This window comes from Paenibacillus ferrarius (assembly GCF_002027705.1).
GTDB classification, from domain to species: domain Bacteria; phylum Bacillota; class Bacilli; order Paenibacillales; family NBRC-103111; genus Paenibacillus_E; species Paenibacillus_E ferrarius.
On record NZ_MBTG01000056.1, the window covers coordinates 236,798 to 261,672 of the forward strand.

The 24,875-nt window shown below is 41.8% G+C and carries 31 protein-coding genes; 18 read left to right on the top strand and 13 right to left on the bottom strand.

All coding sequences use genetic code 11. From position 1 onward, the window contains the following. Positions 1 to 14: 14 nt before the first annotated feature. From BC351_RS36355 to BC351_RS36370, 3 genes are all read left to right on the top strand, one after another. Complete coding sequence (locus BC351_RS36355; RefSeq protein WP_079420347.1) at positions 15 to 308, top strand: hypothetical protein; 294 nt, start codon at positions 15 to 17, stop codon at positions 306 to 308. A gap of 434 nt (positions 309 to 742) precedes the next feature. Then, on the top strand, positions 743 to 1,075 hold the full coding sequence (locus BC351_RS43675) for a phage antirepressor KilAC domain-containing protein (RefSeq protein ID WP_244209294.1): 333 nt from the start codon (positions 743 to 745) through the stop codon (positions 1,073 to 1,075). 250 nt (positions 1,076 to 1,325) lie between these two features. Next, positions 1,326 to 2,039, top strand: a complete 714-nt coding sequence (locus tag BC351_RS36370; RefSeq protein ID WP_079420351.1) for a BRO family protein — start codon at positions 1,326 to 1,328, stop codon at positions 2,037 to 2,039. Between the two features lie 217 nt (positions 2,040 to 2,256). Here the strand turns inward: BC351_RS36370 and BC351_RS36375 are convergent, their stop codons facing one another. Further along, positions 2,257 to 2,472, bottom strand: a complete 216-nt coding sequence (locus BC351_RS36375; RefSeq protein WP_079420353.1) for a hypothetical protein — start codon at positions 2,470 to 2,472, stop codon at positions 2,257 to 2,259. Between the two features lie 148 nt (positions 2,473 to 2,620). Between BC351_RS36375 and BC351_RS36380 the strand changes: the two genes are divergently transcribed. The 4 genes from BC351_RS36380 (at position 2,621) to BC351_RS36395 (ending at position 5,981) form a co-directional block, all read left to right on the top strand. Then, positions 2,621 to 3,454: an antA/AntB antirepressor family protein gene (locus BC351_RS36380; protein ID WP_079420355.1), complete on the top strand. Its 834-nt coding sequence runs from the start codon at positions 2,621 to 2,623 to the stop codon at positions 3,452 to 3,454. Positions 3,455 to 3,502: 48 nt separating this feature from the next. Further along, the gene (locus BC351_RS36385) at positions 3,503 to 3,697 is read left to right on the top strand and encodes a hypothetical protein (RefSeq protein WP_079420357.1); all 195 of its coding nucleotides are present in this window, start codon (positions 3,503 to 3,505) and stop codon (positions 3,695 to 3,697) included. A gap of 68 nt (positions 3,698 to 3,765) precedes the next feature. Continuing rightward, a complete protein-coding gene (locus tag BC351_RS36390; RefSeq protein WP_079420359.1) occupies positions 3,766 to 5,415 on the top strand; it encodes a recombinase family protein in 1,650 nt (549 codons plus the stop codon). 371 nt (positions 5,416 to 5,786) lie between these two features. Beyond that, positions 5,787 to 5,981 (top strand): hypothetical protein, encoded by a 195-nt coding sequence (locus BC351_RS36395; RefSeq protein WP_079420361.1) that lies wholly within the window; start codon positions 5,787 to 5,789, stop codon positions 5,979 to 5,981. Positions 5,982 to 6,133: 152 nt separating this feature from the next. Here the strand turns inward: BC351_RS36395 and BC351_RS36400 are convergent, their stop codons facing one another. From BC351_RS36400 to BC351_RS42595, 3 genes are all read right to left on the bottom strand, one after another. Next, entirely contained in the window at positions 6,134 to 6,424 is a 291-nt protein-coding gene (locus BC351_RS36400) for a hypothetical protein (RefSeq protein ID WP_079420363.1), read from the bottom strand. Between the two features lie 199 nt (positions 6,425 to 6,623). Beyond that, positions 6,624 to 6,833 (bottom strand): alpha/beta-type small acid-soluble spore protein, encoded by a 210-nt coding sequence (locus BC351_RS36405; protein ID WP_057302991.1) that lies wholly within the window; start codon positions 6,831 to 6,833, stop codon positions 6,624 to 6,626. 176 nt (positions 6,834 to 7,009) lie between these two features. Further along, positions 7,010 to 7,165: a hypothetical protein gene (locus BC351_RS42595; protein WP_158082356.1), complete on the bottom strand. Its 156-nt coding sequence runs from the start codon at positions 7,163 to 7,165 to the stop codon at positions 7,010 to 7,012. Positions 7,166 to 7,437: 272 nt separating this feature from the next. Between BC351_RS42595 and BC351_RS36410 the strand changes: the two genes are divergently transcribed. From BC351_RS36410 to BC351_RS42600, 4 genes are all read left to right on the top strand, one after another. After that, positions 7,438 to 7,764, top strand: coding sequence for a hypothetical protein (locus BC351_RS36410; RefSeq protein WP_079420365.1), 327 nt, complete (start codon positions 7,438 to 7,440; stop codon positions 7,762 to 7,764). A gap of 162 nt (positions 7,765 to 7,926) precedes the next feature. After that, the gene (locus tag BC351_RS36415; RefSeq protein ID WP_079420367.1) at positions 7,927 to 8,478 is read left to right on the top strand and encodes a superoxide dismutase family protein; all 552 of its coding nucleotides are present in this window, start codon (positions 7,927 to 7,929) and stop codon (positions 8,476 to 8,478) included. 22 nt (positions 8,479 to 8,500) lie between these two features. Then, a complete protein-coding gene (locus tag BC351_RS36420; RefSeq protein ID WP_079420369.1) occupies positions 8,501 to 9,175 on the top strand; it encodes a hypothetical protein in 675 nt (224 codons plus the stop codon). 213 nt (positions 9,176 to 9,388) lie between these two features. Beyond that, a complete protein-coding gene (locus BC351_RS42600) occupies positions 9,389 to 9,538 on the top strand; it encodes a hypothetical protein (RefSeq protein ID WP_158082357.1) in 150 nt (49 codons plus the stop codon). Between the two features lie 15 nt (positions 9,539 to 9,553). Here BC351_RS42600 and BC351_RS36425 read toward each other — a convergent pair whose 3' ends face one another. The 4 genes from BC351_RS36425 to BC351_RS36440 form a co-directional block, all read right to left on the bottom strand. Further along, on the bottom strand, positions 9,554 to 10,642 hold the full coding sequence (locus BC351_RS36425; protein WP_079420371.1) for a Ger(x)C family spore germination protein: 1,089 nt from the start codon (positions 10,640 to 10,642) through the stop codon (positions 9,554 to 9,556). Next, positions 10,639 to 11,715: a GerAB/ArcD/ProY family transporter gene (locus BC351_RS36430; protein WP_079420373.1), complete on the bottom strand. Its 1,077-nt coding sequence runs from the start codon at positions 11,713 to 11,715 to the stop codon at positions 10,639 to 10,641. The genes BC351_RS36425 and BC351_RS36430 overlap by 4 nt, the downstream gene beginning before the upstream one ends. A 33-nt stretch (positions 11,716 to 11,748) precedes the next feature. Continuing rightward, positions 11,749 to 13,068 (bottom strand): spore germination protein, encoded by a 1,320-nt coding sequence (locus BC351_RS36435; protein WP_244209295.1) that lies wholly within the window; start codon positions 13,066 to 13,068, stop codon positions 11,749 to 11,751. 178 nt (positions 13,069 to 13,246) lie between these two features. After that, on the bottom strand, positions 13,247 to 13,684 hold the full coding sequence (locus tag BC351_RS36440; protein WP_079420377.1) for a CBS domain-containing protein: 438 nt from the start codon (positions 13,682 to 13,684) through the stop codon (positions 13,247 to 13,249). A gap of 180 nt (positions 13,685 to 13,864) precedes the next feature. Here BC351_RS36440 and BC351_RS36445 point away from each other — a divergent pair, with 180 nt between their 5' ends. Together BC351_RS36445 and BC351_RS36450 are read left to right on the top strand one after the other, a co-directional pair. Then, positions 13,865 to 14,323, top strand: a complete 459-nt coding sequence (locus BC351_RS36445; protein ID WP_079420379.1) for a divergent PAP2 family protein — start codon at positions 13,865 to 13,867, stop codon at positions 14,321 to 14,323. Positions 14,324 to 14,395: 72 nt separating this feature from the next. Further along, positions 14,396 to 14,836 (top strand): GNAT family N-acetyltransferase, encoded by a 441-nt coding sequence (locus BC351_RS36450; protein ID WP_079420381.1) that lies wholly within the window; start codon positions 14,396 to 14,398, stop codon positions 14,834 to 14,836. On the opposite strand, the gene BC351_RS36455 is transcribed toward BC351_RS36450, so the two are convergent. Together BC351_RS36455 and BC351_RS36460 are read right to left on the bottom strand one after the other, a co-directional pair. After that, complete coding sequence (locus BC351_RS36455) at positions 14,829 to 16,445, bottom strand: ATP-binding protein (RefSeq protein WP_079420383.1); 1,617 nt, start codon at positions 16,443 to 16,445, stop codon at positions 14,829 to 14,831. The two genes, BC351_RS36450 and BC351_RS36455, sit on opposite strands and share 8 nt — an antisense overlap. 165 nt (positions 16,446 to 16,610) lie before the next feature. Next, positions 16,611 to 17,360 (bottom strand): MBL fold metallo-hydrolase, encoded by a 750-nt coding sequence (locus BC351_RS36460; RefSeq protein WP_079420385.1) that lies wholly within the window; start codon positions 17,358 to 17,360, stop codon positions 16,611 to 16,613. A gap of 150 nt (positions 17,361 to 17,510) precedes the next feature. Here BC351_RS36460 and BC351_RS36465 point away from each other — a divergent pair, with 150 nt between their 5' ends. The 3 genes from BC351_RS36465 to BC351_RS36475 all read left to right on the top strand — a co-directional run bounded on the left by BC351_RS36465 (position 17,511) and on the right by BC351_RS36475 (position 19,511). Further along, positions 17,511 to 18,410: an alpha/beta hydrolase gene (locus BC351_RS36465; RefSeq protein ID WP_244209296.1), complete on the top strand. Its 900-nt coding sequence runs from the start codon at positions 17,511 to 17,513 to the stop codon at positions 18,408 to 18,410. An 80-nt stretch (positions 18,411 to 18,490) separates the two neighbouring features. Further along, positions 18,491 to 19,108, top strand: coding sequence for a stalk domain-containing protein (locus BC351_RS36470; protein WP_079420387.1), 618 nt, complete (start codon positions 18,491 to 18,493; stop codon positions 19,106 to 19,108). Positions 19,109 to 19,199: 91 nt separating this feature from the next. Beyond that, positions 19,200 to 19,511 (top strand): DUF1292 domain-containing protein, encoded by a 312-nt coding sequence (locus tag BC351_RS36475; protein ID WP_079420389.1) that lies wholly within the window; start codon positions 19,200 to 19,202, stop codon positions 19,509 to 19,511. 61 nt (positions 19,512 to 19,572) lie between these two features. Here BC351_RS36475 and BC351_RS36480 read toward each other — a convergent pair whose 3' ends face one another. Next, positions 19,573 to 19,992: a DUF1885 family protein gene (locus tag BC351_RS36480; RefSeq protein WP_079420391.1), complete on the bottom strand. Its 420-nt coding sequence runs from the start codon at positions 19,990 to 19,992 to the stop codon at positions 19,573 to 19,575. An 85-nt stretch (positions 19,993 to 20,077) separates the two neighbouring features. Next, complete coding sequence (locus BC351_RS36485; RefSeq protein WP_079420393.1) at positions 20,078 to 21,547, bottom strand: aminotransferase class I/II-fold pyridoxal phosphate-dependent enzyme; 1,470 nt, start codon at positions 21,545 to 21,547, stop codon at positions 20,078 to 20,080. 171 nt (positions 21,548 to 21,718) lie between these two features. Between BC351_RS36485 and BC351_RS36490 the strand changes: the two genes are divergently transcribed. Then, complete coding sequence (locus tag BC351_RS36490) at positions 21,719 to 22,969, top strand: MFS transporter (RefSeq protein WP_079420395.1); 1,251 nt, start codon at positions 21,719 to 21,721, stop codon at positions 22,967 to 22,969. Positions 22,970 to 23,003: 34 nt separating this feature from the next. Continuing rightward, positions 23,004 to 24,173, top strand: a complete 1,170-nt coding sequence (locus BC351_RS36495; protein WP_079420397.1) for an MFS transporter — start codon at positions 23,004 to 23,006, stop codon at positions 24,171 to 24,173. Positions 24,174 to 24,233: 60 nt separating this feature from the next. On the opposite strand, the gene BC351_RS36500 is transcribed toward BC351_RS36495, so the two are convergent. Then, positions 24,234 to 24,833, bottom strand: a complete 600-nt coding sequence (locus BC351_RS36500; RefSeq protein WP_079420528.1) for a TetR/AcrR family transcriptional regulator — start codon at positions 24,831 to 24,833, stop codon at positions 24,234 to 24,236. Positions 24,834 to 24,875: the final 42 nt, after the last annotated feature.

Here is a 24,875-nt window from a genome sequence, read left to right on the forward strand (position 1 = left end):
AATGTATTCTAGAAATGAGGAATAATGAACTATGGAGTTTACTAGAAAAACAATTGAATTTTCCTGAAGAGGATAAGAAGAATCCTTTCTATCTAATCCATCTTAAAATTAATCCATCTCAAGATACAGATGCTTTCGTTTTAAATCCAAACTCTCCATCACACTTGGAATGGTGGTATGAAAACGAACATGAGAAATGGAAGATCATTGAGGAACATGGATTTGAATTGTTGATGATTCTAGAATCTGAAAACATTACCCTAAAAGACGCGGCAGATAAATTAATTGAGTTTTATCAAAGTAAATAAGTCGTTTAGTTCATAAGGGAGGTAGGTGTTGCTTTTGATTGTGTGTTGAGTAGTATTGTAAATATAGTAAAAATAAAAATATAAGGGAGTATGATATAAAATATGACAAATCAATTAACAGTATTTCAAGGGCAAGAGGTAATGATTCTCACAAAAGAGGACGTGAATGTTGATTTCAAAGGAGATTTCTTGATCCGAGCGAAAGACGTGGGTATCGTTCTTGAATATGAGACAAGTAATGCAACTAAAGAGGTGTTAAAGTTCTGCAAGAAGGATCAAATCCTCACTTTGAAAAATTCCAACATTTCATTAAGTGTGAAAAGCACTTATCGAAAATTGAATAATACTGGTGAAGCATTCATTACTAATCTTGCCTTAAATCGCGTGTTTGGAAAGTCAGAGAACCATTCCAAGATTGGCTTTATGAGGAAGTTGTGCCATCTATTCAAAAGACAGGTGGATATGTCGGTAATGACGATTTGTTCATTAATACATACATTCCGCAAGCTGATGAAACTACAAAATTATTGTTCAAGCAAACTCTTGGCGCAATGAAAGAACAGATTGAAAAAATCGCTGCCTTAGAACCCAAAGCAACCAAGTATGATATGTACCTTAATGCTGACGGTTTGATCCAGTTAAACGAAGTTGCCAAATTGTTGAATATTGGATTGAAAACATTCTATGCGATTCTTAGAATTGAAAGCAAAAGAAGCCAGACATACATATTCCAACTCGTAAGTTTGAGACTAAAGGTTATTTCGTAGTCATTAGAGAGCAGCAAGCGAACAAGCAAGGTAAGTTAGTATGGCAGTCAATTGCATATGCGACACATCAAGGGTTTGATTTCTTAGATGAGTTTTTTAAGAAATACTTTGAAGATGAGATTGCTTGATAATACATAGCTTGTAAAGTAAAAATAACATAAATTAATATTACATAGTGTATTATTCAAGTGTGACAGTGAGGACATAGTAAGGTGAGAGGCTTCCTAAATAGGTATCGGAGAATTTATAAATGAAATTAACTTTAGTAAAGCAAGTAAACTTTGGAACAATGTTAATGGATTTCTATATGGATATGAATGGCGAACCATGGGCTACACGTGAACAGATCGGAACAGCATTGGGGTATGGAGATCCAATTAGGGCTATTTCTAAAGTCCACGAACGTCACGAAGAACGATTTAAAGATAAATCAGTAGTAGTCAAACTGACCACCACTGATGAAAAAGATTACAGTACTACGTTATACAATGCTAGAGGTATTACAGAGATTTGTCGTTGGGCTAGAACTGAAAAATCAGATGAATTTTTTGATTGGGTGGCAGACATTATTGATGAACTACGAAGAAATGGTGTTGTTGTATCCGATACCGCGACACACGAACAAGTTAAATTCAACATCTCAACATTTATGGCTAATTTAGATGAGTACAATATCACAAAACTATATAATCTCGTCGAAGAGTTCTTAAGTTTTCATCGTGAGAAGAAGACACGCTTACCTTTTGAACGTTCAAATAAGAAGCGTCATGGAAATAAGAAATTGAAAAACCACATCGAGTCGATGGAGGAAATTAGAAAAGAGCTGGTTACATATTTAGATGTTAAGATTCAACTTTTCAATAATTCCAATCAAGCTGGCTTAGCACAAGAATATGTGCGTATTAAAGGCTTGGTCGAATGGAAAGTTGAAAATATGCGGTATCGATCTGCTGCATGTAAATGAGGTAAAAAGCAATACATAAAAATGGAGAGTGTGATCAATCCACTCTCCTAATCCTATACATATTTACGAATCGCTTTAGCTACAAGTCCAGCGACAAATATTCCACCAAATAAATATAGAATATTAAAATTTGATAGGTTCAACATCCCTAAATAATCCAAATACATAAGAGCAACAAGACCAAGGAAAACTACTGAGCCAAATACATATTTGGGCGTCATATTAATTTTCTGTCAATTTGTTTAATTAACACTGACAACTTATCATCAATGGATTGCAAGAGTGACAACACTTGATTTTTATAGTTACGGTCAAAGTCTTTCTCTTCTTGTTCAGCATTTTCTTGTTGAGCTGTAATTTCTAGAATAAGTTTTTGTTTTTCAGCAGGTGAAAGATTTGGATTGCTTATCAAACGTTTTAATTCTTCTGACATGGTGCCCACTCCTTATTTGTGTAGTAATAGGTATATTATACCATATGAGACTTAGATTCACTATATTTAGGAGATAGAAAGTAAAATCAAACTAATACATAGTTTGTATAGTAAATATAAATAATATAAAAATTATAGGAGTGACTGAATGGTAATTATTAAACTTGAGAACGGCAATACAGTAAAATTGTTTGAAAAGAATGATGTAATTGAAAAGTTAGGAAGAACAATCGATGAGTGGAAATTGGTTGACCGATACCAAACGAAATTCCCTATCTTGAGTATTGTTGAGAGTAAAGACAAGCTTCCTATTGATAGCGAAGAATTGTGTGAGGCAATGGGAGTGGATGACCCATTCACATCATGGCTCTTAGCAGATAGGGCAAAAGTAAAGGGGAAATTAATTAAGTATAGATTTGTTCGAGGAGAAGACTTTATCGAGATTTCTCGAAAAAGTACTGGTGGTCGCCCAAAAACAGAAATCAAGCTCTCTATCAATTGTGCGAAGAAAATTGCTATGAGACAAAATAACGATGCAGGTAATCTAGTTGCAGATTATTTCATCCTAATGGAGCTATTAGCAAAAGATATGGATAAATGGATCAGCGTAAGAGAGCCAGAAAAAGATGGATGGACAAGAGTAAAAAAAGCATTATACGATAACTACATTTTAACTCACGATGGTAAGAAGCCAGATCATACTTGGTTCGAGGTCAAAGAAGCTGATTTAATTGACTTGAATCTGTTCGGATATAAGGCAGGAGATTTGCGAGAACTTCTTAAAATGGATGATAATGTTACTCGGAATCATTTAACAATTGAATGCAATCAAGCTTTATATGAAGTTCAAATCCTAGTAGAGAGTTTGATTTTAAGTGGAGTCGTATACAAAGATAGATTTGAATACGTAAAGAATTATTGCCAGAGTAAATTTAAGCATATTCCATCAGTTATCGAGGAATTAAAGAAAATAAAAGGATAATACATAGTATATAAAGTAAAAATAATAATATATCATGAAAGGAGAAAGATGGAAAGTAAACAAATTGTCATAGGTGATGATACATATGAATGGACAGTTGAGAACGGACAAGATGTATTAAGACAATACGATGAAGAGTTCAAAATGTGGGTTAAATTAAAATTTTCAACAAAAAGCACTGATATTAATTCAATTATTACCAATATATTAACATCCGAATTTATTTCAAAGACTGCTCACTAGCGGTCTTCTTTTTCGTTAATTGCTATGTTAAACTAGATATAATGATATAGGTCAAGGGGTGCAGTAAAATGGAAATGGTGAGGGAATTTACCGCGATTAAAAGAGTAGCCACTTTGTACCGTGTTTCAACCAAAGGACAAATGGATGGCGACGATATTCCAATGCAAGAAAGAGCATGTAGAAACTTAATTGATCTAAAACCAGAATGGAAATTGGTTAAAGAGTACACAGAGAAAGGAGTATCAGGATTCAAGGTTTCTGCCGCAAACAGAGATATTATCCAACAAGCAAAAGAAGACGCTGAGAATGGCTTGTATGATGTCTTATTGGTCTTCATGTTTGACAGGCTGGGAAGGAAAGATGATGAGACTCCGTTCGTCCTAGAATGGTTTGTTAGCAAAGGAATCGAGATGTGGTCGGTAAATGAAGGTCAGCAAAAAATCGAACAGCATACGGATAGACTAGTTAACTATCTAAGGTTTTGGCAATCGAGTGGAGAGAGCAGAAAAACTTCAGAGCGTGTAACCGAAAAACATAAACAGATGGTAGAGGATGGCATCTTTAGGGGTGGTGGAATTCCTTATGGTTATATTGGAGTCGATTCAGGAGTTACGAATAAAAAAGGCAAACCATTGCTCAAGATGGCTCTTCACGAAGAAGAGAGCAAAATAGTTAAAAAAATATATGAATTGGCTCTTTATGAGGGTTATGGTCAACTCAGAATTGCAAAGTATTTAAACGAGCTTGATGTTCCAGCAAGAAAAGCTAAGAGTTGGGGATCGCCCACGGTAAATGTAATTCTAAAAAATCCTATTTATAAAGGAGTAATGAGATATCGCACCGAAAAAGGTGAGACACTTTCACAAGAAAATCCCGAAATCGTAATAGTTTCAGAACAAGAGTGGAATCAGGTTCAATTAATTCGTGAAAGTAAGAATCCAAAGAATTACGGCGAAGAAGAAAACAATACTCCTATGAGTACTAAAGGAAAGCTGCTGTTTATTGGTATGGCTAGGTGTGGATGTTGTCATTCAAGATTTACCTCTACTTACTTTACTAATAAGTATCGTGGCAAGAATGCTGAAAAAGCTAAGATCTATAGCAAAACAATGAGCTATAGATGTTCGGGAAAGCTTCAAGGGAAAACGGGTTGTGATGGACAATCTACATTTGCACAGACAAAAGTAGAAGGTGTTGTTATGAAAAAGATATATGGTTATTTAGATCAGCTGAACACAGTCGACTTAACTACTCAGATTCAAAATTTTAAGAAAAAGAATTCCAATGATGACGACAAGCATTTAAAAAAACTTCAAAGTTCGATAGAAGAATTCTACGAAGAATTATCCGCATTAAATGCTGAAGTACCAAGAGCAATTATGGGCAAGAGTTCGTTTAAGCCCGAACTATTAAATAATCTAATCGAATCAAAAAATAATGAAATTGCTGGCCTACGGATCGAGATAGAGTTGTTGGAGAAAAAGATAAGTTCTAAAAAGTTTGAGGAAAATGAGATGGAGGAATTAAAAAAAATAACACCCATTTGGAAGGATGTCTTTGAAAAGGCAAGTATTGAAAAAAAGAAAATGATGCTTGCCACTATAATTGATACGATTTATGTGAGCAAAGAAGGGATTGAAATCAATTTAAGACTTCATATCAACGATTTTATTAACCAAATTTACTGTGATACTACTACACGGTGCTCTCCCAGCTGAGCTAACAAGTCGTTTTTTGAAGACAATTAGTAATATACCAAGGATTTAGCTGATTGTCAACAGTTGAGCTTTGATTTAGCGATACAAAAATGGGAATATTTTCTGTATAAGGTGATTCGTCTTGCGTTTCTTTTTAGATCTAGGTAGATATGGGGAGTTTAGATGCTTAGTGTAGAGGGTTTCATCATTTTTGCCATGCAGGATGTTTATTTCTTCTTCGGATAGGCCTTGTGAGGTCATGTCGATGACAACCTTTCTTGACGTTCATGTCCTTAATGTACCATAGATGGGTACTTGTTTAATAGTAGGGCTTTCATCTTGGCGAGATTTATGGTAACTTGTTGTCATTAGGGCTTGGGAGGAACAAGGAAATGACGAAACAACAGCATCGATGGAATTTACGTTTGAAAAGCAGTAATGTTTATTTGGGAACGGTCTATTTAGGCGATCCGCTGCCGGAAGTGGAAGATGTTATTATGATAGGCGATAAGAAATATACGATTCTTGAATTGGGAAGCAATCGTGACGCAAGTGACGTATTTGTAGAAGAAGTGAAAAAGAAATAAGGCTTAAACGAAAGAGCTAATCCGGAGGGTCAAAACCCATCGAGACTAGCTCTTTTTTGTTTGCCATTACACTCTTTTATTGTTTGCCATTACACTCTTTTTTTATTTGTCATCACACTCTTTGTTCCCATCACACTTCATTAACTTGTTAATTAGTTGATTTGGTATAGCGAAGCAAGGCAATCGACGAACATTTTATTGTATTCCTCACGGGAATAGTCTTGGTTGCAGGCGATGTCTCTTCCAAGGAATTGGAACCAGGTGATTTCGGTGGGAACTTTTTTGTAAACAAATTTTTCGTTTTGGATGAGGAAGGTATCGTTCTCGTAATACGGTACGTTGTCAAATTGGAGGGCTTGTTCACCTTTTTGTTCGCTTACTAATGTAGCCAATAGGATGAGCATTCGGTATGGATCACGGAATATTTCATATTGTTCAGTCATGGTTAACACTCCTTTAGCTGATAGCGGTCAAAGACATCATACTAAAGCTTCAAGCTGAAAAGAATACGCCCATGCAAACTGGTGAGGAATTTGAAGGAAGATAGGATAATATTGAAGGTTATAAAAGAAAAAGACTGATAAACACTCTAAGGAGGATCGAGTGAATCAGTCTTTTTGAGCTTGCTCCTACATCAAAGGATTAGCGTTTGAAGCTGGAAAGTTGTTGCTCAGCTATTTGCACTAACCGTTTCGTAATGTTGCCGCCAATTGCGCCAGCATCACGTGTTGCCAAATTGCCGTTGTAGCCATTAGGGGAGAGAGGGACACCAATTTCCTGAGCGACTTCGTACTTCAGTTGATCCAATGCTGCCTTTGCTTGTTGCACGACTAAAGTGTTGTTTCTAGCCATTCAAATCATCTCCTTTTTTTTGGTACACCAGTATTATTTGAATGTTCAGATTATTTATTCGTGTTTTACCAAAAAAAATTAATTTATTTTTCTTATGGCTGAATGATGACCCCGGAAATGCAATAAACCCCCATCCTGTTAAGGGTGGGGGGAATTTATATTTGAAAATAAAAGGATTATTCCTCTTCGGATTCTTCGCTTTCTTCTGCAGCAGCAACTTCTTCAAGCGCTTCTGCCACTTCTTCAGTCGCTTCTTCGCTCACCACTTCTTCGGCGGACTCTTCGGCGATTTCTTCTTCGTTCTGGGATACTACTTCTTCCTCTTGGCTCATGTATTGTCACCTCCTCTGATACGTATAGTAACATTTTAACACGTCTATTGGCCTATACAAGTAGGTAGAAAGCTATCTTGGTAGATTTAATTAAATCTTAATCTGTTTGTCATTCTATGAAAGATAAGAGTAGCATTTGTTGTCATTCCATGCGGTAATAACGTATATTTTCGCCAGCTTTTTGTAGGAAGCATGTTTTATTTTTCGGATGAATATATATGAGGCGAAGCAGCAAAAGGTTTTCATTTGCTAAGCTGATTGGAGGATTCCGAATGAACCGGTCGGATGTGATTTTGGAGCTGCAGCTTGTACCCGAATTGCTTAGGCAAGCGGAAGCTATTTATGTGGATGCGGTGTCTGAGTTGTCCTGGGCAAAGCATCAGCTTTTGGCCAAGGAATGTGAAGTGATTGGGGATGGATTGGTCACAGGAAAGAATGAGCTTCAACGCCAAGCGGAAATGTGGCCACACACGAAAGAGCTGCAGGAACAGGTACTGCGGATGGAAGATGCTGTTGAGCATACGAAGGTTGAGTTCCATTTCTACAAGCGAAAGCTGGAGAATTTGCAAACGATTGCCAAGCTCATGACAATTTTATAGGTAGCATGAATCTGGAGGTCTGCAATCATTGGATTGCAGGCTTTTTAATATGGAAGCAAGCAAATGAAAAATTTGTTTGTGATATACGGTTACAGTCTAAGGCAGTTGTGCATCCTAAGGGTAGAATATGTCAAATGCCAAGTTTCGGGAGGATTTTACTACATGAAATCAATGAAGATGTTGATGACGATTAGTTTAGGATTAATAGTGCTTACAGGTTGTCAAAGTGTTAGAAGTGCTTCGACGAAAGAAGCGGTTCCACCACCCAAAGATGTGGAAGTTACGATGATTGGAACGAATGGCCAGTCAGTGGGAATGGCGAAGTTAAGCGCTGTTCCGGAGGGAGTGCTTGTTAACCTTCAGGTTAGCGGTTTAACTCCTGGTGCTCATGGTTTTCATATTCACGAGAAAGCCATTTGTGAGGCACCAAGTTTTGATTCAGCAGGAGCTCACTTCAATCCGACGAAGAAAGAGCATGGTTTTCTGAATCCCAAAGGGTTTCATGCTGGGGATCTTCCTAATTTGATTGTTGATGAGAAGGGAATTGGAACCATCTCTGCTATTACTAAAACGGTTGTTCTTCAACCGGACAAACCTAACTCTTTATTCAAGCCCGGAGGCACCAGTATCGTCATTCACGAACAGGCTGATGATCTGAAGACAGATCCATCCGGCAATTCTGGTAAACGGATTGCTTGCGGTGCTGTGAAATAAGGGAAGGAGCGATTTTGACAACATGATCAAAACACAAGATCTCAAGCTGCAAATGGACGAGTTAACAAAGCAAAACGATATGGTGCTCATAGAGCTCGAACAAGTGAAGAAGATGTTGATCAATGGCGCTCAAAGCTCACAAGGCACCCAAGAGCAGCAGCAATCGTCTGGCGATGATCAACAGCAACAAGCTCAAGGACAGCAGGATCAAAGTCAAGGTCAAGCCCAGAACTCGCATCAATTTCAAGATCCAAGCCAAGGCAATCAAGGCGGGCAAGGAACTCAAAGCAGCCAAGGTGGTCAAAGCGGTCAAGGCAGCCAAGGAACTCAAAGCAGTCAAAGCAGTCAAAGCAGTCAAAGCAGCCAAGGTGGTCCAAACAGTCAAAGCAATCAAGGCGGTCCAAGCAGTCAGAGCAACCAACAAAACAACCAAAACAACCAAAACAGCCAAAGCGCCCAAGGCGGCAATGGATCAAACTCACAGCAAGTGACGGACTTGGCTAATGAATTATTGAAGATTAAAGATTTAGTTGAGAAATTGGAACAAAAAACGTCGCAATATGTCAGCAGCCAATCAAACGGAACGTTGACAGAGAAGGATGCGGTTAATCTTATTTTGACTTTAATGAATGGAATGGTGGATTGGGCGAGTGAGTTCGTCTCCTCCAAAGCATCCTCAAATGGACAGTTACAATAATGCAGTTATAATAGTGACAAAAGAGCCGCCGACAGCAGCTCTTTTGTCTTTTTTTGTCGAAAGCAATTTGCTTAAATTAACTATTCTTTATATTTAATTAATTTATTTTTTAGCCGATTCGACAATATGTACATATTTACAGATGATAGATTGACCGATAAAGTAAGAGTAGATGATCAGAAAGTGATTAAACATGGACGAGGTGCAGGAATCATGAGAGAAATCGATATTATTGAAGTGCTGCGTCAATTAGGCATTGAGCCAGCTCAATTACATAAATGGCTTTCCACGCAAGTGGAGAATAATGAACTGCAAAGCTCCGCCTTGGAAGGCCCTGGTAGCTCTGTGGCTGCTGAGAGTTGATCCCAAGTACATCGCTTATTTGATAACTCCGATTCCTTCAAGCTTCATCTGGATATTCACATGAAATTCTAACTCTGGATAGAGGGCTTGCCACGTATGCCATTCCTCCTCAACCTTGCCAAAATGATGCGCTCGATAATTCAATCCAAACCCCATGGGATCCAGATTCTCTTTTTGGAGTTTCTCTAATAGTTTTGACATAGCCTCTGATTGTGTTTTTTCGACGGCTTTCTCGTAAGCCGCTAATTGATTAGCATCTAGATGAGTAAAGGTTTCTTCGATGACACCGCGCATTCGAATATCTATTTTTGCATAAGGTCGCTGATTAGCCGGAGCATATACGCGGAATTTGGAACGCAGATTATCCACAGATATGAAAAATTTGGAATCATTATAAGGCGTCGCAATCTCCACTTTATTGAGGTTTCCTTTCATAATATTAAACAACCTTGTCTCATGCATGTTCAATGCTAATTTAGACCGCTCTTTATCGAAGACGAGAGATGTATTAATGGTGTAGTGTTTATCAGAAGCTTGGATAATCGGAATGATAGGGTCTAGGCCCAGTTCTTTTTTTTTGCGGTAAAAGTCGAATAGGTATTCAGAAATGATGTAGCCAGATTCCACCCCTGTTTTGCCGAAACTAAGGAGAAGGGCGTTGCCTGGGAGTCGTTCATGGGCGATCTCTGTCCCTAATACGGCTTCTGCGGAAGGACTTCCGGCAGCCAGCCAGGATACAAGCTGGATGTCTCTGCGGCGATTTAACCAATCCGTCGTTTCGCGTATAGTTTCCTTTAAAAGAGACTGCCCGAAGATTACAATTTTGGCATGTCCAAAATCCAATTCCTTGTCTACTTTGGATTTGAGAATTCGTACACAATCGGTAATGGAATTTCCGTCTTGTGTAATTAACTCGAATTTAGCGGTACCCATATCGATGTTATTCCCTGGGACAGCTAGTTTGAGGGTTAATCGATATTTGGCGTCTTTTTTCTCGGATTTATCGATTCCGATCGCAACTACGAAGAAACGTCTGTCAATATCTTTAAATCCACACGCACTGCAAAGGCAAATGAGAATCAGAATGACAACGAATTTCTTCATTGCTTTTTCCTCCTGGCCAGCATAAACATAGTAATAACTAAGGCTATTTCAGAGGCAAATCGTATATTTAAAAAGTACACGCCGGTTTGATATAAGGTTTGATCATTAAATAGATAGCTGAACAAATAAGTTGTTAACCCCATGACGCCAATAACAATCCAAGAAAAATAGGATTTGTCTTTTTTACGCGGCATTAGCTCTTTAATGAATTCTAAACATACATGCCAATGGATAAAAGAACCTGCCAAGCTGATGTTAGTATACAGGTACATAAAGATAAATAAGACCCTCTCGACTAAGCCAAATTCCACTCGCATGGAATCGGAAGTTGAAATCCAGGGATAAATATAAGCATTAACATTCATAGTCCCATGGAATCCTACAGGTATAAGAAAGCTGGTTGCGAGCACGCACGTGCCGACTATCGGAATTGTCCAGAGGAATGGCATTTTCTTGGCGGTCCCCATTAAACGATTGAATATAACTAAGTTTGTGTAGCCAGTGAAAATATAGGTTCCCGCAGCAAATGTGTCCCAAGTAGGCACATTCCAGACATGGGATACGATCTCCATACAGGCATCGTAATTCATTGAATTGTTCGTTACTGCTTTGTAAAGCACCCAAAGAACGAAAGGGACATTCATGATAATCAGTATTTCCATGCTATAAAGAATGGTATCAGAGCGCAGACGAGCGATTAGCCCGATAATACATATGAATGCGAACGCGATAACCATTGATGAGATATCCGGATTGATATATTTCTTTGTAATTTCGCTAAAGGAGATAACGGTAATCATCCCAGCAACAAACCAGATGCTCAGGAAATAAATGATAAAGGGAATTCGAATCCAGTTTGGCATATGATTTTTTAGAATCTCAGGCAATCCTAGTCCTGGAAACTTCCGAATCGAATTCACGAATACAATTAAGAGCGTGGAGCCAATCGGTATCGAAAGAAGCATAGCCATAGTGCTTCCTTCAAATCTGTGTGAAATCAGAACCCGAGGAGCGAAGAGTATAATATTGGCAAGCATATTCAAAAAAACCAAATAGTAAAAATAACGATACATTGGTGCATTCACCCCACTTAGGCTCAGCTCGCTTTATTTCCTATAGAAAAAAACACGCAAATATGGCACGCCGAAGCTCCTTAGATTTGTCATATAGGTAATCATCCCGATAAGTCCAAGAACTAGGCCGGTAATGCCGAGCATGGAGGCGAGCAGCACAAGCGGATATTTCATAATTCTCATCGCGAAGCTCATAGAATTGATAGGAACTACAAAGTTGGAAATGGCTACAGTCGATACAATAATGATCATGATATTGCTGATTAGCCCTGCCGAAGTTGCTGCCTGTCCCAGAATCAATCCGCCAACGGTTGTCGCTGTAGATCCGACGGATTTGGGAAGGCGTATGCTCGCCTCTAACAGCAGTTCCATAAGCCCTAGCATCAGCAGCACTTCCACATAGGCTGGATAGGGTACTGACGCTCTACTACCGGCAATGGAGAGCGCTAATTGAACACGGAAAATCTCAGGATTATATGCGGTTAGAGCGACGTAGGCGGCCGGTAAGACAAGGCTGAGAAATAAGGCGATATACCGAAGGAATTGCAAAAAATAGCCAACAAGGGAAAGTTGATAGTTATCATCCATGGCAGAATAGAAGTCAAAGAAAACAGCAGGCAGGATCAGGACAAAAGGGGTTCCTTCAAGCATGACAATGACTTTGCCTTGCGACAGATTAAGAATGGCTCTGTCAGGGCGCTCCGTATTGATAAATGTAGGGAAAATGGTGTATTTCTGCTTCGTTAACAACTGGTGCAATTCAGTCACTGATTGCAAGTTATCTACCTTGATTTCATCTAATTTCTTCTTAAGCTGATCCAGAACCTCGTGATCAACGTTCATGTCATCATACAGAAGGCAGAGTCTGGATTTGGACAAGCGGCCAAGTTCGCGCGACTCTACACGCAATGAACTATTTTTGTAGCGGAATCTAATCAAGTTGATATTCGTATCGATATGTTCACTGAAGGCTGTTTGCGGGCCTTGGATCGTAGCTTCTACTTGGGCATCGCTTAAAGCGGCGGCTTTAATCTGCGCGGCTTGAAAGAGGAGGAAATGATCTTTGAACACGATGGCCACATAACCGGACATGATCTTATTCAGGGAATCAACATTAGAAGCAGGTCTGTCGCAGCCAGGAAAGGAGAGTAAATAATCTTCCAGCTCATCTTCATTGTTCATTTGGAAAAAAGGTTGGATAATTTCTTCTCGGATCACTGCGCTGTCACAGATGTTCGTAATAAAAAGGAGTTCAACATACATGCGTGTTGATTTCATCGTGCGATGCTCCAAATCATCCGATGGGCCCAATTTGTCAAGAAGCCACTGCTTGTTTTGGCTTGTTTGATCCAAGGATATCCTTCCTCTCCAAGCAAAGTTTTCCTCTTAGTCTGCCTTGTTGCTTCCTGATCTATCCATTTGAACAACGTTTTATTTCCATGATGCGGAGGTTGGCTGAGGCTTGAATGAGCACTTCAAACAAAAGAAGCAGGTGATCCATTCCTTAGGGAACGGATACCTGCTTCTGTGATTAGACCTCTCCGGCAGTAGCCGTGGAAGGGGATCTGAACATCATTTGCTTTGCGCAGTATTCAATGATTTCACTTCTTCGAACAATGCCGATAAATTTATCGGCATCGTCCACGATCGGGACGAAGTTCTGAATTTTCGCCAAATCGATGAGATCTTCCATATCGGCGTGAATATGAACCGGCTTATTGTTCATACGCAGAGGAACTTCGGCAAGGGTATGCCGATGCGTATTTTGAAAACTTAATCCTTCTGAATTTTTGAGGAACCAGAGCAAGTCGCCTTCTGTTATCGTTCCTACATAGTGTCCGTCGTCCGAGAGAATGGGAACCGCGGTATACCGATGATATTCCATTCGTTCTAATGTTTGGCGCAGAGTTGCTTGTAGGGTAGTCGTAATAACCTCAGATTTGGGTAATAAGAAAAAAGCAATATTCATGCTTGCACACTCCTTAGAGTTTTCCAAGGGAAAACTTTCTTCATGGATTAAAAGTATAAGATCATACTTGATACAGCTTGGTCATAATGAAATCTTTGCTTTGGGGCAGCATGTCTATTGTATCAAAGTTTAGGAATAGAATCTAAACCTGTGATGGATGCTAATGAAGAGGTGAAGCATATGAATCGAGCATTAACGACAGCACTGATAGGAATTGGGACGGCGCAGCTTATGAAAATTCCATGGCATTATGCGGCAAGCCGGCAGTGGGATTGGTCGCAAGTGGTTCAAACGGGAGGAATGCCTAGTTCCCACTCCTCTGGTGTAAGCGCCCTTGCCACGTACATAGCGATGAAAAAAGGCGTTTCGGCAATTGATTTTGCGGTAAGCTCTGTTTTTGGCGCTGTTGTCATGTATGATGCGATGGGGATTCGCCGAGCAGCTGGTGAGATTGCGGTTGAAGTCAATGATCTGGATGAACAGGTCGAGCGATTAGCGAAACAGCAGCCAGGGATCTATCATGCACGCAGACGCAAAGCCCTGAAGGAACGACTTGGCCATCTCCCTAGAGAAGTTCTGGGAGGGGCGCTCCTAGGCATTGCTGTGGGCGCTTGCAGCTATTTGTTGGAGAAGAAGTAGGGCTGAAGATGTGGACAACTTTTCTGGAATGAGATAAGATCAAGGGACGTTCTCAGAAAGGAAGAAGTTCATATGGAAATCATTCGTGTTACTACTGAAGATCAATTAAAGGGCTGTTTTGAAGTTCGCTACAAGGTATTTGTGGATGAACAGCAAGTTCCTGAGCATTTGGAGATGGATGAGAAGGATGAATCACCCGAAGCATGTCATCACTTTCTAATTGTAGACGCCGATAAGCCCGTTGCGACAGCCCGCTGGTATGAATACCAGCCTCAGACAGCGAAGATGCAGCGTGTTGCGGTATTGAAAGAATATAGAGGCCAGTCATTAGGCAAACAAATCCTGCTTGCGATGGAAGAGCAAGCGAAAGAATTGCAGTGTACTTCATCGATTCTGGATGCGCAGTGCCAAGCAGAAAGCTTTTACAGCCAATTGGGGTATCAGGTGATTTCGGAGGAGCCGTTTTATGATGCCGGCATTCTCCATGTTAGAATGAAAAAGCCGCTTAGCTAAAAGCGGCTTTTTCTATGTAGGTTTCACTTTCTGCTAATGGAAAAGTAAGTATAAATCGAGTGCCTTTTCCAGGCTCGCTTTCGACTTCGATGGTACCTTGATGATCTTGAACGATTTTGTAGCAAATGGATAAGCCTAGCCCCGTACCATTTGATTTGGTGGTGAAGAAGGGATGGAATATTTTCTCCAGCTGATCACTGGGAATTCCGGGGCCATTGTCTTGAATGATCATGGTTGCCGTTTTTGGAGCAAGACTTAATTCCATCCGGACGATGCCGTTTTCTTCCATAGCCTCGCAAGCATTTTTAACAATGTTGAGGAGGAGTTGGGTGATTTTGTCCTGATCCATCCAGAGCGGGACCGGATCCAAAGCTTCTTTGTAATGAATTTGATGTCCAAAGCGTGTGGCTTCCGATTCCATGAGGGCAATGACTTTGAGAATGCATTCATGAAGAGAATAAATGCGGAAGTCGATGCTGTGGGGCTTTGAGAATTGGAGAAATTCCCCTGTCAAATCACTCATGCGATCAATTTCATCCATAATCAATCCATACCAATTCTCAATGTTGTAACCGTTTGCTTTTGAAATTTGCAGAAATCCTTTCACTGTTGTTAATGGATTTCGTATCTCATGCGCCATTCCTGAAGCTAATTCTCCGATTACTCTAAGCTTATCTGACCTCAGCATATGCTCTTCACGTTTCAGCCAGGATTCACGTTTCCTTATAAATAAATTATGCTCGGCAAGCAGAATTAGATCATCTTTTGTTAAACATTCGAGAGGGTAGGAGGCAATTCCGTATGTGATTTGGATGCCCGTCAATTTCGGAAGCTCGGAATCCAGCTTAAGCTTGAGCGAGTCTGAAGATAATTGATCAGGACCGGGATGCAGCGGCATAACAACCGCGAACTCATCGCCGCCGTACCTGGAGATAAACAAAGCATCTTTGAATAAAATTTGCAACAGCTCAGCCATTTGTTTCAAAATGAAATTTCCGGCTTGAAATCCGCCGGTCGTGTTCATCGCTTTCAGATCCGTGCAATCGATGAGAATCAGAACCAGCTTCTGCTTCTGTTGAATTAGCTGCTCAAGCCTGCGATGAGCTTCCTCGTAATTGAACAAGCCCGTCAGTGAATCTTGCTGCGCATATAAATTACGTTCTTTCTTTAAACGGTCCGTTTTTTGGAGTGTGGAGTAAGTGGCTCTTGTTAGTATAGCGACCGTTGTAAAATATAGCGTACACTGAATATAGTAGATCCACGACACATGATGGATGCCTTTAATTAAACAAACATTAAGCAAAAAAACGATCGTGTAGGCAGCGGTTAGCAGCCAGGACTTTTTTTGGTTTTCCTCTGAATATATGTCTCGAAGAAGCGTTAGGATGTAAAGAGGAAGACAGAGACTTGAATGTCCCAAATAATGCATTGAACCGATGATTAGCAGCCGAAACCAAGGGATGGCAGGGTGTTTTGTTGGAATTATGAGACTAATGAGGTAAAGGCCAAAGGCCAGAATAAGTAAATTTGGATGCGATGCTGTATGTAAGATCATGGTATACATGAAATAAACGGTTGCATAAGCCAAAAGAATCCAATTGATTACCACTGTATCATCTCCTGAATGTAAGTATAGACTTATTTTACACCCATTTGACAAGTTCTCTGTCTGTTTACCAATTCCTGCTGATTTCCAAAAAGATTAGCAAAAAAACACTGATTATCACGAAAAAGAACCTGAGGGCGCATGTCCCTAGGTTCGAAAAAACACTATTTATGAAAGGGTAAGAACTTCATGTTGTTGGATAAACCGCATACTTCCGGTTTTCCCGATATAATTCATCATATTGTCGCCATAGTGCATGAGGTAGATTCGTTCCTGGATGTCATGGGGCAGTGTCAGCAATTGCTCCAGCGTTGCGTGAATCGCACCGTAGCCGCTTAATTGGCAATCATGGAGAATCGTATGGCAATTCCTCTTGTTGACAACTTCTTGCATTAAAAGTTCTGCATTAAACTGTGTGTCTGCACTATAGAAGGTCCGATCATTAATGAACAAGGAGTAATTAGGCTTATGAGGAATATGCATGGTAGTAATCATTTCGACGGTAAACCCAGGAAGTATTTCTGTAGGAATATGTTCGTCAATTAACACGATCTCGAAATAATCTTCGATCCGGGTGAAGCCGTCTGAAGGATTGTACATGCCGCCTTTCAAGGTGTTCTCCCAAAGGATCGCGGCGATGGATTGGGTTAGGAAAAGTTTGGTTTTCTTGTGATTAAACTCATATAATAGTCGAAAGGCCATTTCCTCCAAGCCGCCAACGTGATCGGCGTGAATATGAGAAATGATGATGCCATCAATTTGATCTGGTTGTATATTAATTTCATGAAGCGATTTAGGCGTTGAGTATCCGCAATCGATTAGTACGTTTCCGTTAGTGGAGCGAACTAATGCGCTTGTATTATAAAGAGTTTTGGCAAATGCACTGCCAGTTCCCAACATTTGAATTTGCAAGCTCATTCAGCAGCCTCCCAGAATTCGACAAAAATCATCTTTTCCTAATGTAGCATGGGAGGTTAATGAATATCAACCTTTATCTCGTGCCCAGGCGATGAAATGACGCTAAATCGGCTAGTTATTTGTCATATTAAGTAAAAGGTGAGGATGTCAATGATGCTATGGTTGATAATTTGTTTCGTATTGCTCGTTCTGATTGGTTTCATTTTGGTAGGTATATCGACCTATGTAGGCTGGCAGTTAACGCATCCCAAACGCAAGGCGCTGGATGACTCGCCAGAGCATTATGGCTTAGAGAAGCAGGACATCAAATTTGCCAGTTTGACTGGGGATGTTGAGCTGGATGGGTGGCTTTTGAAGCCGCCTGCCGGGGCAAGGAGGGAGAATCCTGTAACCGTTATTATGTCTCATGGCTACGCGGGAACGCGTCTCGAGAAGGGTTTGCCTGCGCTTGCTCTGGCTGAAGCGATTGTAGGAGCGGGTTATCCTGTGTTGATGTTTGACTTTCGGAATTCAGGACGCTCGGAAGGAAACCTGACCACTGTTGGCTATTTGGAGAAACAGGATGTGAGGGGAGCGATTGCGTGGGTCCAGGAGCATATTTCGGATAAAATCTGCCTGCTTGGGTTCTCGATGGGGGGCACAACCTCTCTATTAGCTGCAGCGGAAGAAGCTTCTGTCAGAGGGGTTATTACGGATAGCGCGTTCAGTCAGCTTAGTCCCTATCTCCAAGATAATCTACCAGTGTGGTCTAAGCTTCCCAGGTTCCCCTTTACGCCGCTTATTCTAGCCATTCTACCAAAGCTCATCGGTATTAATCCAAGGCATGTGGATGCACTTGCTGCCGTTGATCAGATCTATCCGAGACCGATTCTTTTCATACACAGCCAAAGTGATGACGCGATTCCTTGGTCGAACAGCGAAGCTATGTGGCTTAGGCATCCTGAAGCTTTTGAGATTTGGCTGACCGAGCAGGGAAGTCATGTCGGCTCTTACCAGAAACAACCGGAAGCCTATACGGAGCGAGTTCTTGCTTTTTTATCAAAATTATAAAATCATCGCAACTCTTCCAGAGCTTCGGAGTATAAAGATGCAGACACAAAGATTACTAACAAGAGCTGGAGGTTAAACGAATGAAAGTTCAGCGGATATTTGCGTTGATGCTGGTGTTTTTTGTTCTAAGCACGGCTGCAGTGGTGGCCTCATCGATATGGGGGGATTTTAAGGGTTATAATATTGCGCGTTTGGTTGTCAACAATACGACCTCAGAGTTTGGAGATTCAGATGTTCCCCCGCTAATTATCGAAGGCAAAACGGTTCTGCCATTACGTGCAGTAAGTGATGCATTGCAAGCATTGGTGAAATGGGATAACTCCAACAAGACGGCTTATATGTACAAACCAAACGTTCACTTATTCTTTACGACCGAGGTGCGTAAAGATTCAGCCATCGTTCCATTTGGTGTCGTAGAACGCGGGAAGCAAGCCGATTTTATTGTGTTTGCGCAAGTCGATAATTTGAAGACCACTATCAATTCGGTTCAAGTTTCGATCTTCTCACCAAGTGGGAAAAGCGTTGTAACACCGGTGGTGAAATCCATATCAGATTCCAAAGAAGCTTTTTGGCTAAAAGTTCCTCTGTATGGTGTATCCTTTGATGAAGCGGGAACCTACGTCGTGAAATTCGCGATGAAACAAGAGGGAGCTAGCGACTATTCTGTCGTTTCTGAGAAACAGATTCAATCGGAATAGCAGTAAAGGCATAGAAAGTGGTTTGACCTCTTATAATGAACATGTTAGGATAATTACGTAACTAATTATTCGACGAAATGAGGTTCTGCCTGTGAGCGATGAGAAGCACGATCATGTACACGGCCCGGACTGTGACCACGATCACGAGCATGGGGAAGATGTTTTTATCGTAACGGACGAGAACGGTGAAGAACACGAGATGGTTATGGTATATACATTCCAATCTCAAGAGCAAGCGTATGCTGTATTGCTTGATCGTAATGATCCCGAAGCCGACGGTGTTATTTTCCGCGTTGAGGAAGAAGACGATGAAGCCTTCCTTGTTAACATTGAAGATGAGCAAGAATGGGAACGCGTAGTAACCATCTACAACGAAATCGTAGCTCAAGAAGGCGAAGAATAAGAGCTGTACATAAGAACCCCCTAGCAGATTTCTCTGTTAGGGGGTTTCTGTTTGCAAACTTTCATTTTCTGGGATTGAAATACATGATTCTTCCATTGAAAAGATGCAGCTCTGCTTTCAGCAGCTTACCGAGGTATTTACAGAATTCATTGCCTTTGCTCTTGTCGCCGTGCGTGGCGTCATCAGGTAGTACAACTTGAACATAATGCCGTTCTTCCTCTTGCTTCTGCTCATTGCCGACACCAATCACTATGTATTTGTATAAGGGATTGATACCTTTCAGATAGAACCATTTGCCTTCGCCTTCTGGCTTAGTTTCAATGGTATAAGGGAAGCCGGCTTCGTCGTACTCCCAGCCAAGCTGCTTGGCTGTCAAGGCAAGCTGCTCACGATAATGAAGCAGTCTTTCCTTCAATTCTTCCAAGGTGAGCGCGGCTACGGTGGAGCCTGTTACGAATTTAATATAAGCGCTTTGAGCCATTCCTTGATCACCTCATTCGCTAAACATCAACAACATCATAGCATCATGTAAACGGTTTTACAATATCTACCTGATTCGAGGAATGCTAGAAAATAGCTTGTGTTTCAACGATGACTTTGACATTCTTCACGCTGCGGTCTTCAGGTCCCTTCACAGGCAAGCCGACTTCCACATGTTCTACGATGTAGTCTATCAACTCTTGTGTGATAACTTCACCTGGAAGCAGGATCGGAATACCTGGCGGATACACATAGATGAATTCAGCAATGATACGGTCGGCCGAGTCTTTAAAAGGCAGAATTTCGGTTTCCCCGTAGAAAGCATCTCGTGGAGTCAGTGTCAGCTGAGGTATAGCGGGAACCTTGATGACGACTTCTTTGACTTCAACCACATCATCATTGATATGGGAGAGCTCGCGAAGCGCTTGCAGCAAGGTTTCGATGTTGTCCGGGGTATCTCCCGGTGTGATGAGACAAAGGATGTTATACATATCGCTCATCTCAACTTCAATATTGTAGTGATCGCGGAGCCAGTTCTCAGCTTCAAAGCCAGTAATGCCAAGCTTGCGAACATGCACGCAAATTTTCGTTGGATCATAGTTGAAAGTAGCTTCTTCGCCTAGAATTTCTTCTCCAAAGCAATAAAGGTTAGGAATTTCATTGATTTGTCTGCGCGTGTACTGGGCTAATTCAATTGTGCGTTCAGCCATTTCTCGGCCATTCAAAGCTAAATGTCTCCGAGCCGTATCTAGCGAAGCTAGTAAAATATAGGAAGTTGAGGTCGTCGTCAGCATCGAAATAATCGTTTGGATGCGTTTCGGATTTACGCGAGTTCCTTTTACATTAAGCACCGAGCTCTGTGTCATGGAGCCGCCCAATTTATGTACACTGGTAGCGGCCATATCAGCTCCCGCTTCCATCGCAGACATGGGCAGCTTGTCATGGAAGTGAATAAGCACACCATGCGCTTCATCAACCAAAACTGGCATATTGAAGCTATGAACAAGATCCACGATCTCTTTCAAATTCGTACAAACTCCGTAGTAAGTAGGATTAATAACCAGCACAGCTTTGGCGTCAGGGTGCTTCTCCAAGGCTCTGCGAACAGAACGAGTTGGAATTCCGTGATCAATACCTAAGTTTTTATCACGCGCAGGTTGAATGAATACCGGCTTAGCGCCGACGAAAATAATCGCGGCAAGCACTGATTTATGAACATTCCGCGGGACAATGATTTTATCGCCTTCCGAGCATACCGTCATGATCATCGTCATGATGGCACCGCTGGTGCCTTGCACGGAAAAGAAGGTGTGGTCGGCGCCGTAGGCATCCGCAGCAAGCCTTTGGGCTTCCTCGATCACGCCCATTGGTTGATGTAGGTCATCCAGCGGTGCTATATTGATGAGGTCGATGGACAAGGCATTGTCCCCAATAAAGGAACGAAATTCCGGGTCCATGCCAACTCCTTTTTTGTGGCCAGGAATATGGAACTGAATAGGATTTCTCTCTGCATGTGCGAGCAATGCAGTGAACAGTGGTGTACGGTTATGATCCACCTGATTATCGCTTCCCTTCTATTGTGGATTGCTTGTCACGTGATGTAACAAACAAAATGAGTATATCAAAATAGAGCTATCATGCAAGTTAATTTTTTCAAAATAGTTTGCGCACATTCAGGTAAAACTAACAGCAACGTGTTAAAATTCGCCAAAATAAGGAGAAACCCTATGATTTTGATGGAAAAATGGCGTAAAAACCGCTTATTTTCCCCATTTGTGATGGAATTGTTAATTATTATGTTTGTCGTCGAATTTGTGAAGGGAGCTTTGCTTTTAACCATTTTGCCCGTGTATATGAAAACGACGCTAGGCGCCACAACTTTCATTATTGGTTGGACACTTGCTGCTCAATATATCGGCGATAATGTGCTGCGCACACCAGTTGGCTGGATTATTGACAAGTTAGGCTATCGCACAACGATGCTGACAGGTGTTCTTTTGACTTTTGTTTCTGTGGTTCTGATTGCCACGACGACGCAATATAGCTGGATGATCATCGGATGCGCTTTGCTCGGATTCGGCACAGCGCCATTATGGCCCTGTGTCATTACAGGCACAACGGAAGTGGCGGGAGAAGAAGGGAAAGCTACAATCATGAGCGTGGTCTACATGGCTTGGTTGTCGGGAGTCGGATTAGGTCCGGTGGCGATCAACTTTTTTGTAGGGGAAGCTCACTATAGTTCTTCATTTCGAATCTTGATCGGCTGTATGACGGTTGTGGTGCTTGTTGCTCTTCTGCTGCCAAGAAGACAGAACGCCTCAAGTGGGAATCAGTCTGTCAAAGCTGATATGGCAAGCAGAGACCGCGCTCCCTTCTGGAGTCGGGTAACCATTTATCTAAAAGAAGTACGACGTTCTATGAACGTGAGTCCTCTATTGTTTCCTGCGATGTTCGCACAAACGTTTGCCCTTGGAATCTTAACTCCCATTCTCACCCTTTATGCCAAAGAGGTGCTAAAGCTTACATCCTTTCAGTACAGCCTTTTTCTGATTGCAGGAGGAGCTGTTACAGTGATCTTTTTAGTGCCGATGGGGAAAATGGTGGATCGAATAGGGATTCGTCCATTTCTTTTAATTGGTTTCTCTTTGAGCGCTGCTGCGCTGTTATTCTTTACCTTCGCCAAAAGCATGCTGCTGCTCTACATGCTGGTTGCTTTGCTTGGGATTGGCTATGCCTTCATTATTCCGTCGTGGAATGCGCTGATTGCTTCCGTGATTCCCCCAGAGAAAAGAGGCGCGGTATGGGGATTCTTTCTCACCATTGAGGGACTGGGCATGATCGTCGGCCCTATTGTTTCAGGGAAGTTATGGGATGTGTACGGTTACCATGCTCCATTCCTGATGAGCGGTTCCGTACTCGTTCTGCTGCTTGTTCTTCAAATGTTCATTTCCATACCCAAAAAAGGTATGGTACGATAAGGGAAAATGACTTATTTGGAGGCTTAAAAGCTACATGAATAAACAGATTGGAATCATCATGCTGCTGTTGATGACCATATTCATTGGATTCGGTATTATTATCCCGATTCTGCCCGAAGTGGTGAAGGGGGCAGGCTCTGAATATCATAACGCACTGTTGTTATCGGTTTACTCCGCGGCTTCGTTTCTCATGTCACCGATTTGGGGCGCTCTTTCCGATCGCATTGGACGCCGCCCAATTATCCTAATCGGCTTGCTTGGTTTTAGTATCAGCTTTCTGATTTTTGGATTTGCCAACGATCATTTGTGGATTATGTATGTGTCCCGCATTCTAGGCGGGTTATTCTCAGGTGCTGCTACGGCATGTGCTGTCGCTTATGTGGCAGATATCACGACTGCAGAGAATCGCACCAAGGGCATGGGGATGGTCGGCATGTCCATCGGATTAGGTTTTATCTTTGGACCTGCGCTAGGCGGTATTTTTAGCAAATGGGGGACCTATGTGCCTTTCTTCATTGCTTCTGCTTTATCACTTGTTTCCTTTTTGTTTGCTTTTGCAATATTGAAAGAGTCGTTGACCGCCGATAAGCGAACTTCCGTGAAGACCAAAGCGGCTTCCCGCTGGACTGCATTCTCCGGAGCGTCCAAGTATCTGTACGTGTTATCGTTTTTTGTCACATTTACACTGGCAGGCCTTGAAGCGACGCTTCAGTACTACCAAATGGACAAAATCGGCGCAACGCCATTTGATATCGGCATGATGTTCCTTGCCAGCGGCGTCGTTGGCGCTTTGATCCAAGGTGGCGTGGTACGCCGTTTGGTGAAGCAGGGCGCCGAGCAAGTCGTGATTGGAATTGGCCTGGTGCTTTCAGCTGCCGGATTCTTCCTTCTCTTGTACTCGAGCAGCGTTGTGACTGCCGCCATCTACTTATCAGTCTTCGGCGCAGGCAACGCCCTCATACGTCCTTGTGTGACTTCGCTGATTACACAGCGCACCAAAGTCGGGCAGGGCGTCGCAACGGGCCTGAGCTCCTCTATGGACAGTCTGGGCCGCATTGCTGGCCCGCTTCTCGGTGGAGCCGTATTCGCCATCGCCCATTCACTGCCGTTCATCATCGGCGGGGTGCTCTGCTTGGCTGCGATTCTGCTGCTGCAGCGCTTCGTACAAGTGGATCGTCAAACTCAGTCGCAACAGACCGCATAAAAAAAGCTGCGCCTAAGGTGGAATCACCTTGAGCGCAGCTTTTTTGTGAGTTGGCAAGATTCATTTCCTTAATGCCAAGCCGTTCATAATAAAATCAATCGTATATTGGATTTCTAGATCTTCATCCCAATCGGCGTTGGGCGCCAATAGAAATCGAGTAACCAGAAAGCCGACAATGGTTGAAATAATCAAGCGCATGGTTGTAGGCGCAGGGAGCTGAATGATTTGGCCTTCTGCCTGGAAATGCCGAATCGCTTTATAAGCTCTTTCCAAAACTAGCGTGGCAAACGTTTGTTGAAACTGTTCTCTAAGCTCGTTATGAAAAGGGATTTCATGCAGGAATATTTTCAAAACAGCAAAATGTTTACGAGCGAATTCCATGCGATTCACAATTATCGCGCGTAGAAACTGTTCCACGCTTGGGTATTCTGCATCCAATACTTTGGTGAAATCTTTCACCGCGAATGGGGCGATGAGCTTCGTCATGATGGGGGCGACAATCGAGAGCAGCAGTTCTTTTTTCGTTTTGTAATGTCGGAAAATGGTGCCTTCCGCGACGCCTGCTTTTTGAGCGATTTCACTCGTAGAGGAGCCTGCGAATCCTTTTTCAGAGAAAATCTCCACGGCCGCTTGAACAATCTTAATCTGTTTGTCGGTCATTTTCTCCTCTTCGTCATTCAGACGCAGCAGTTCTTGTAACCA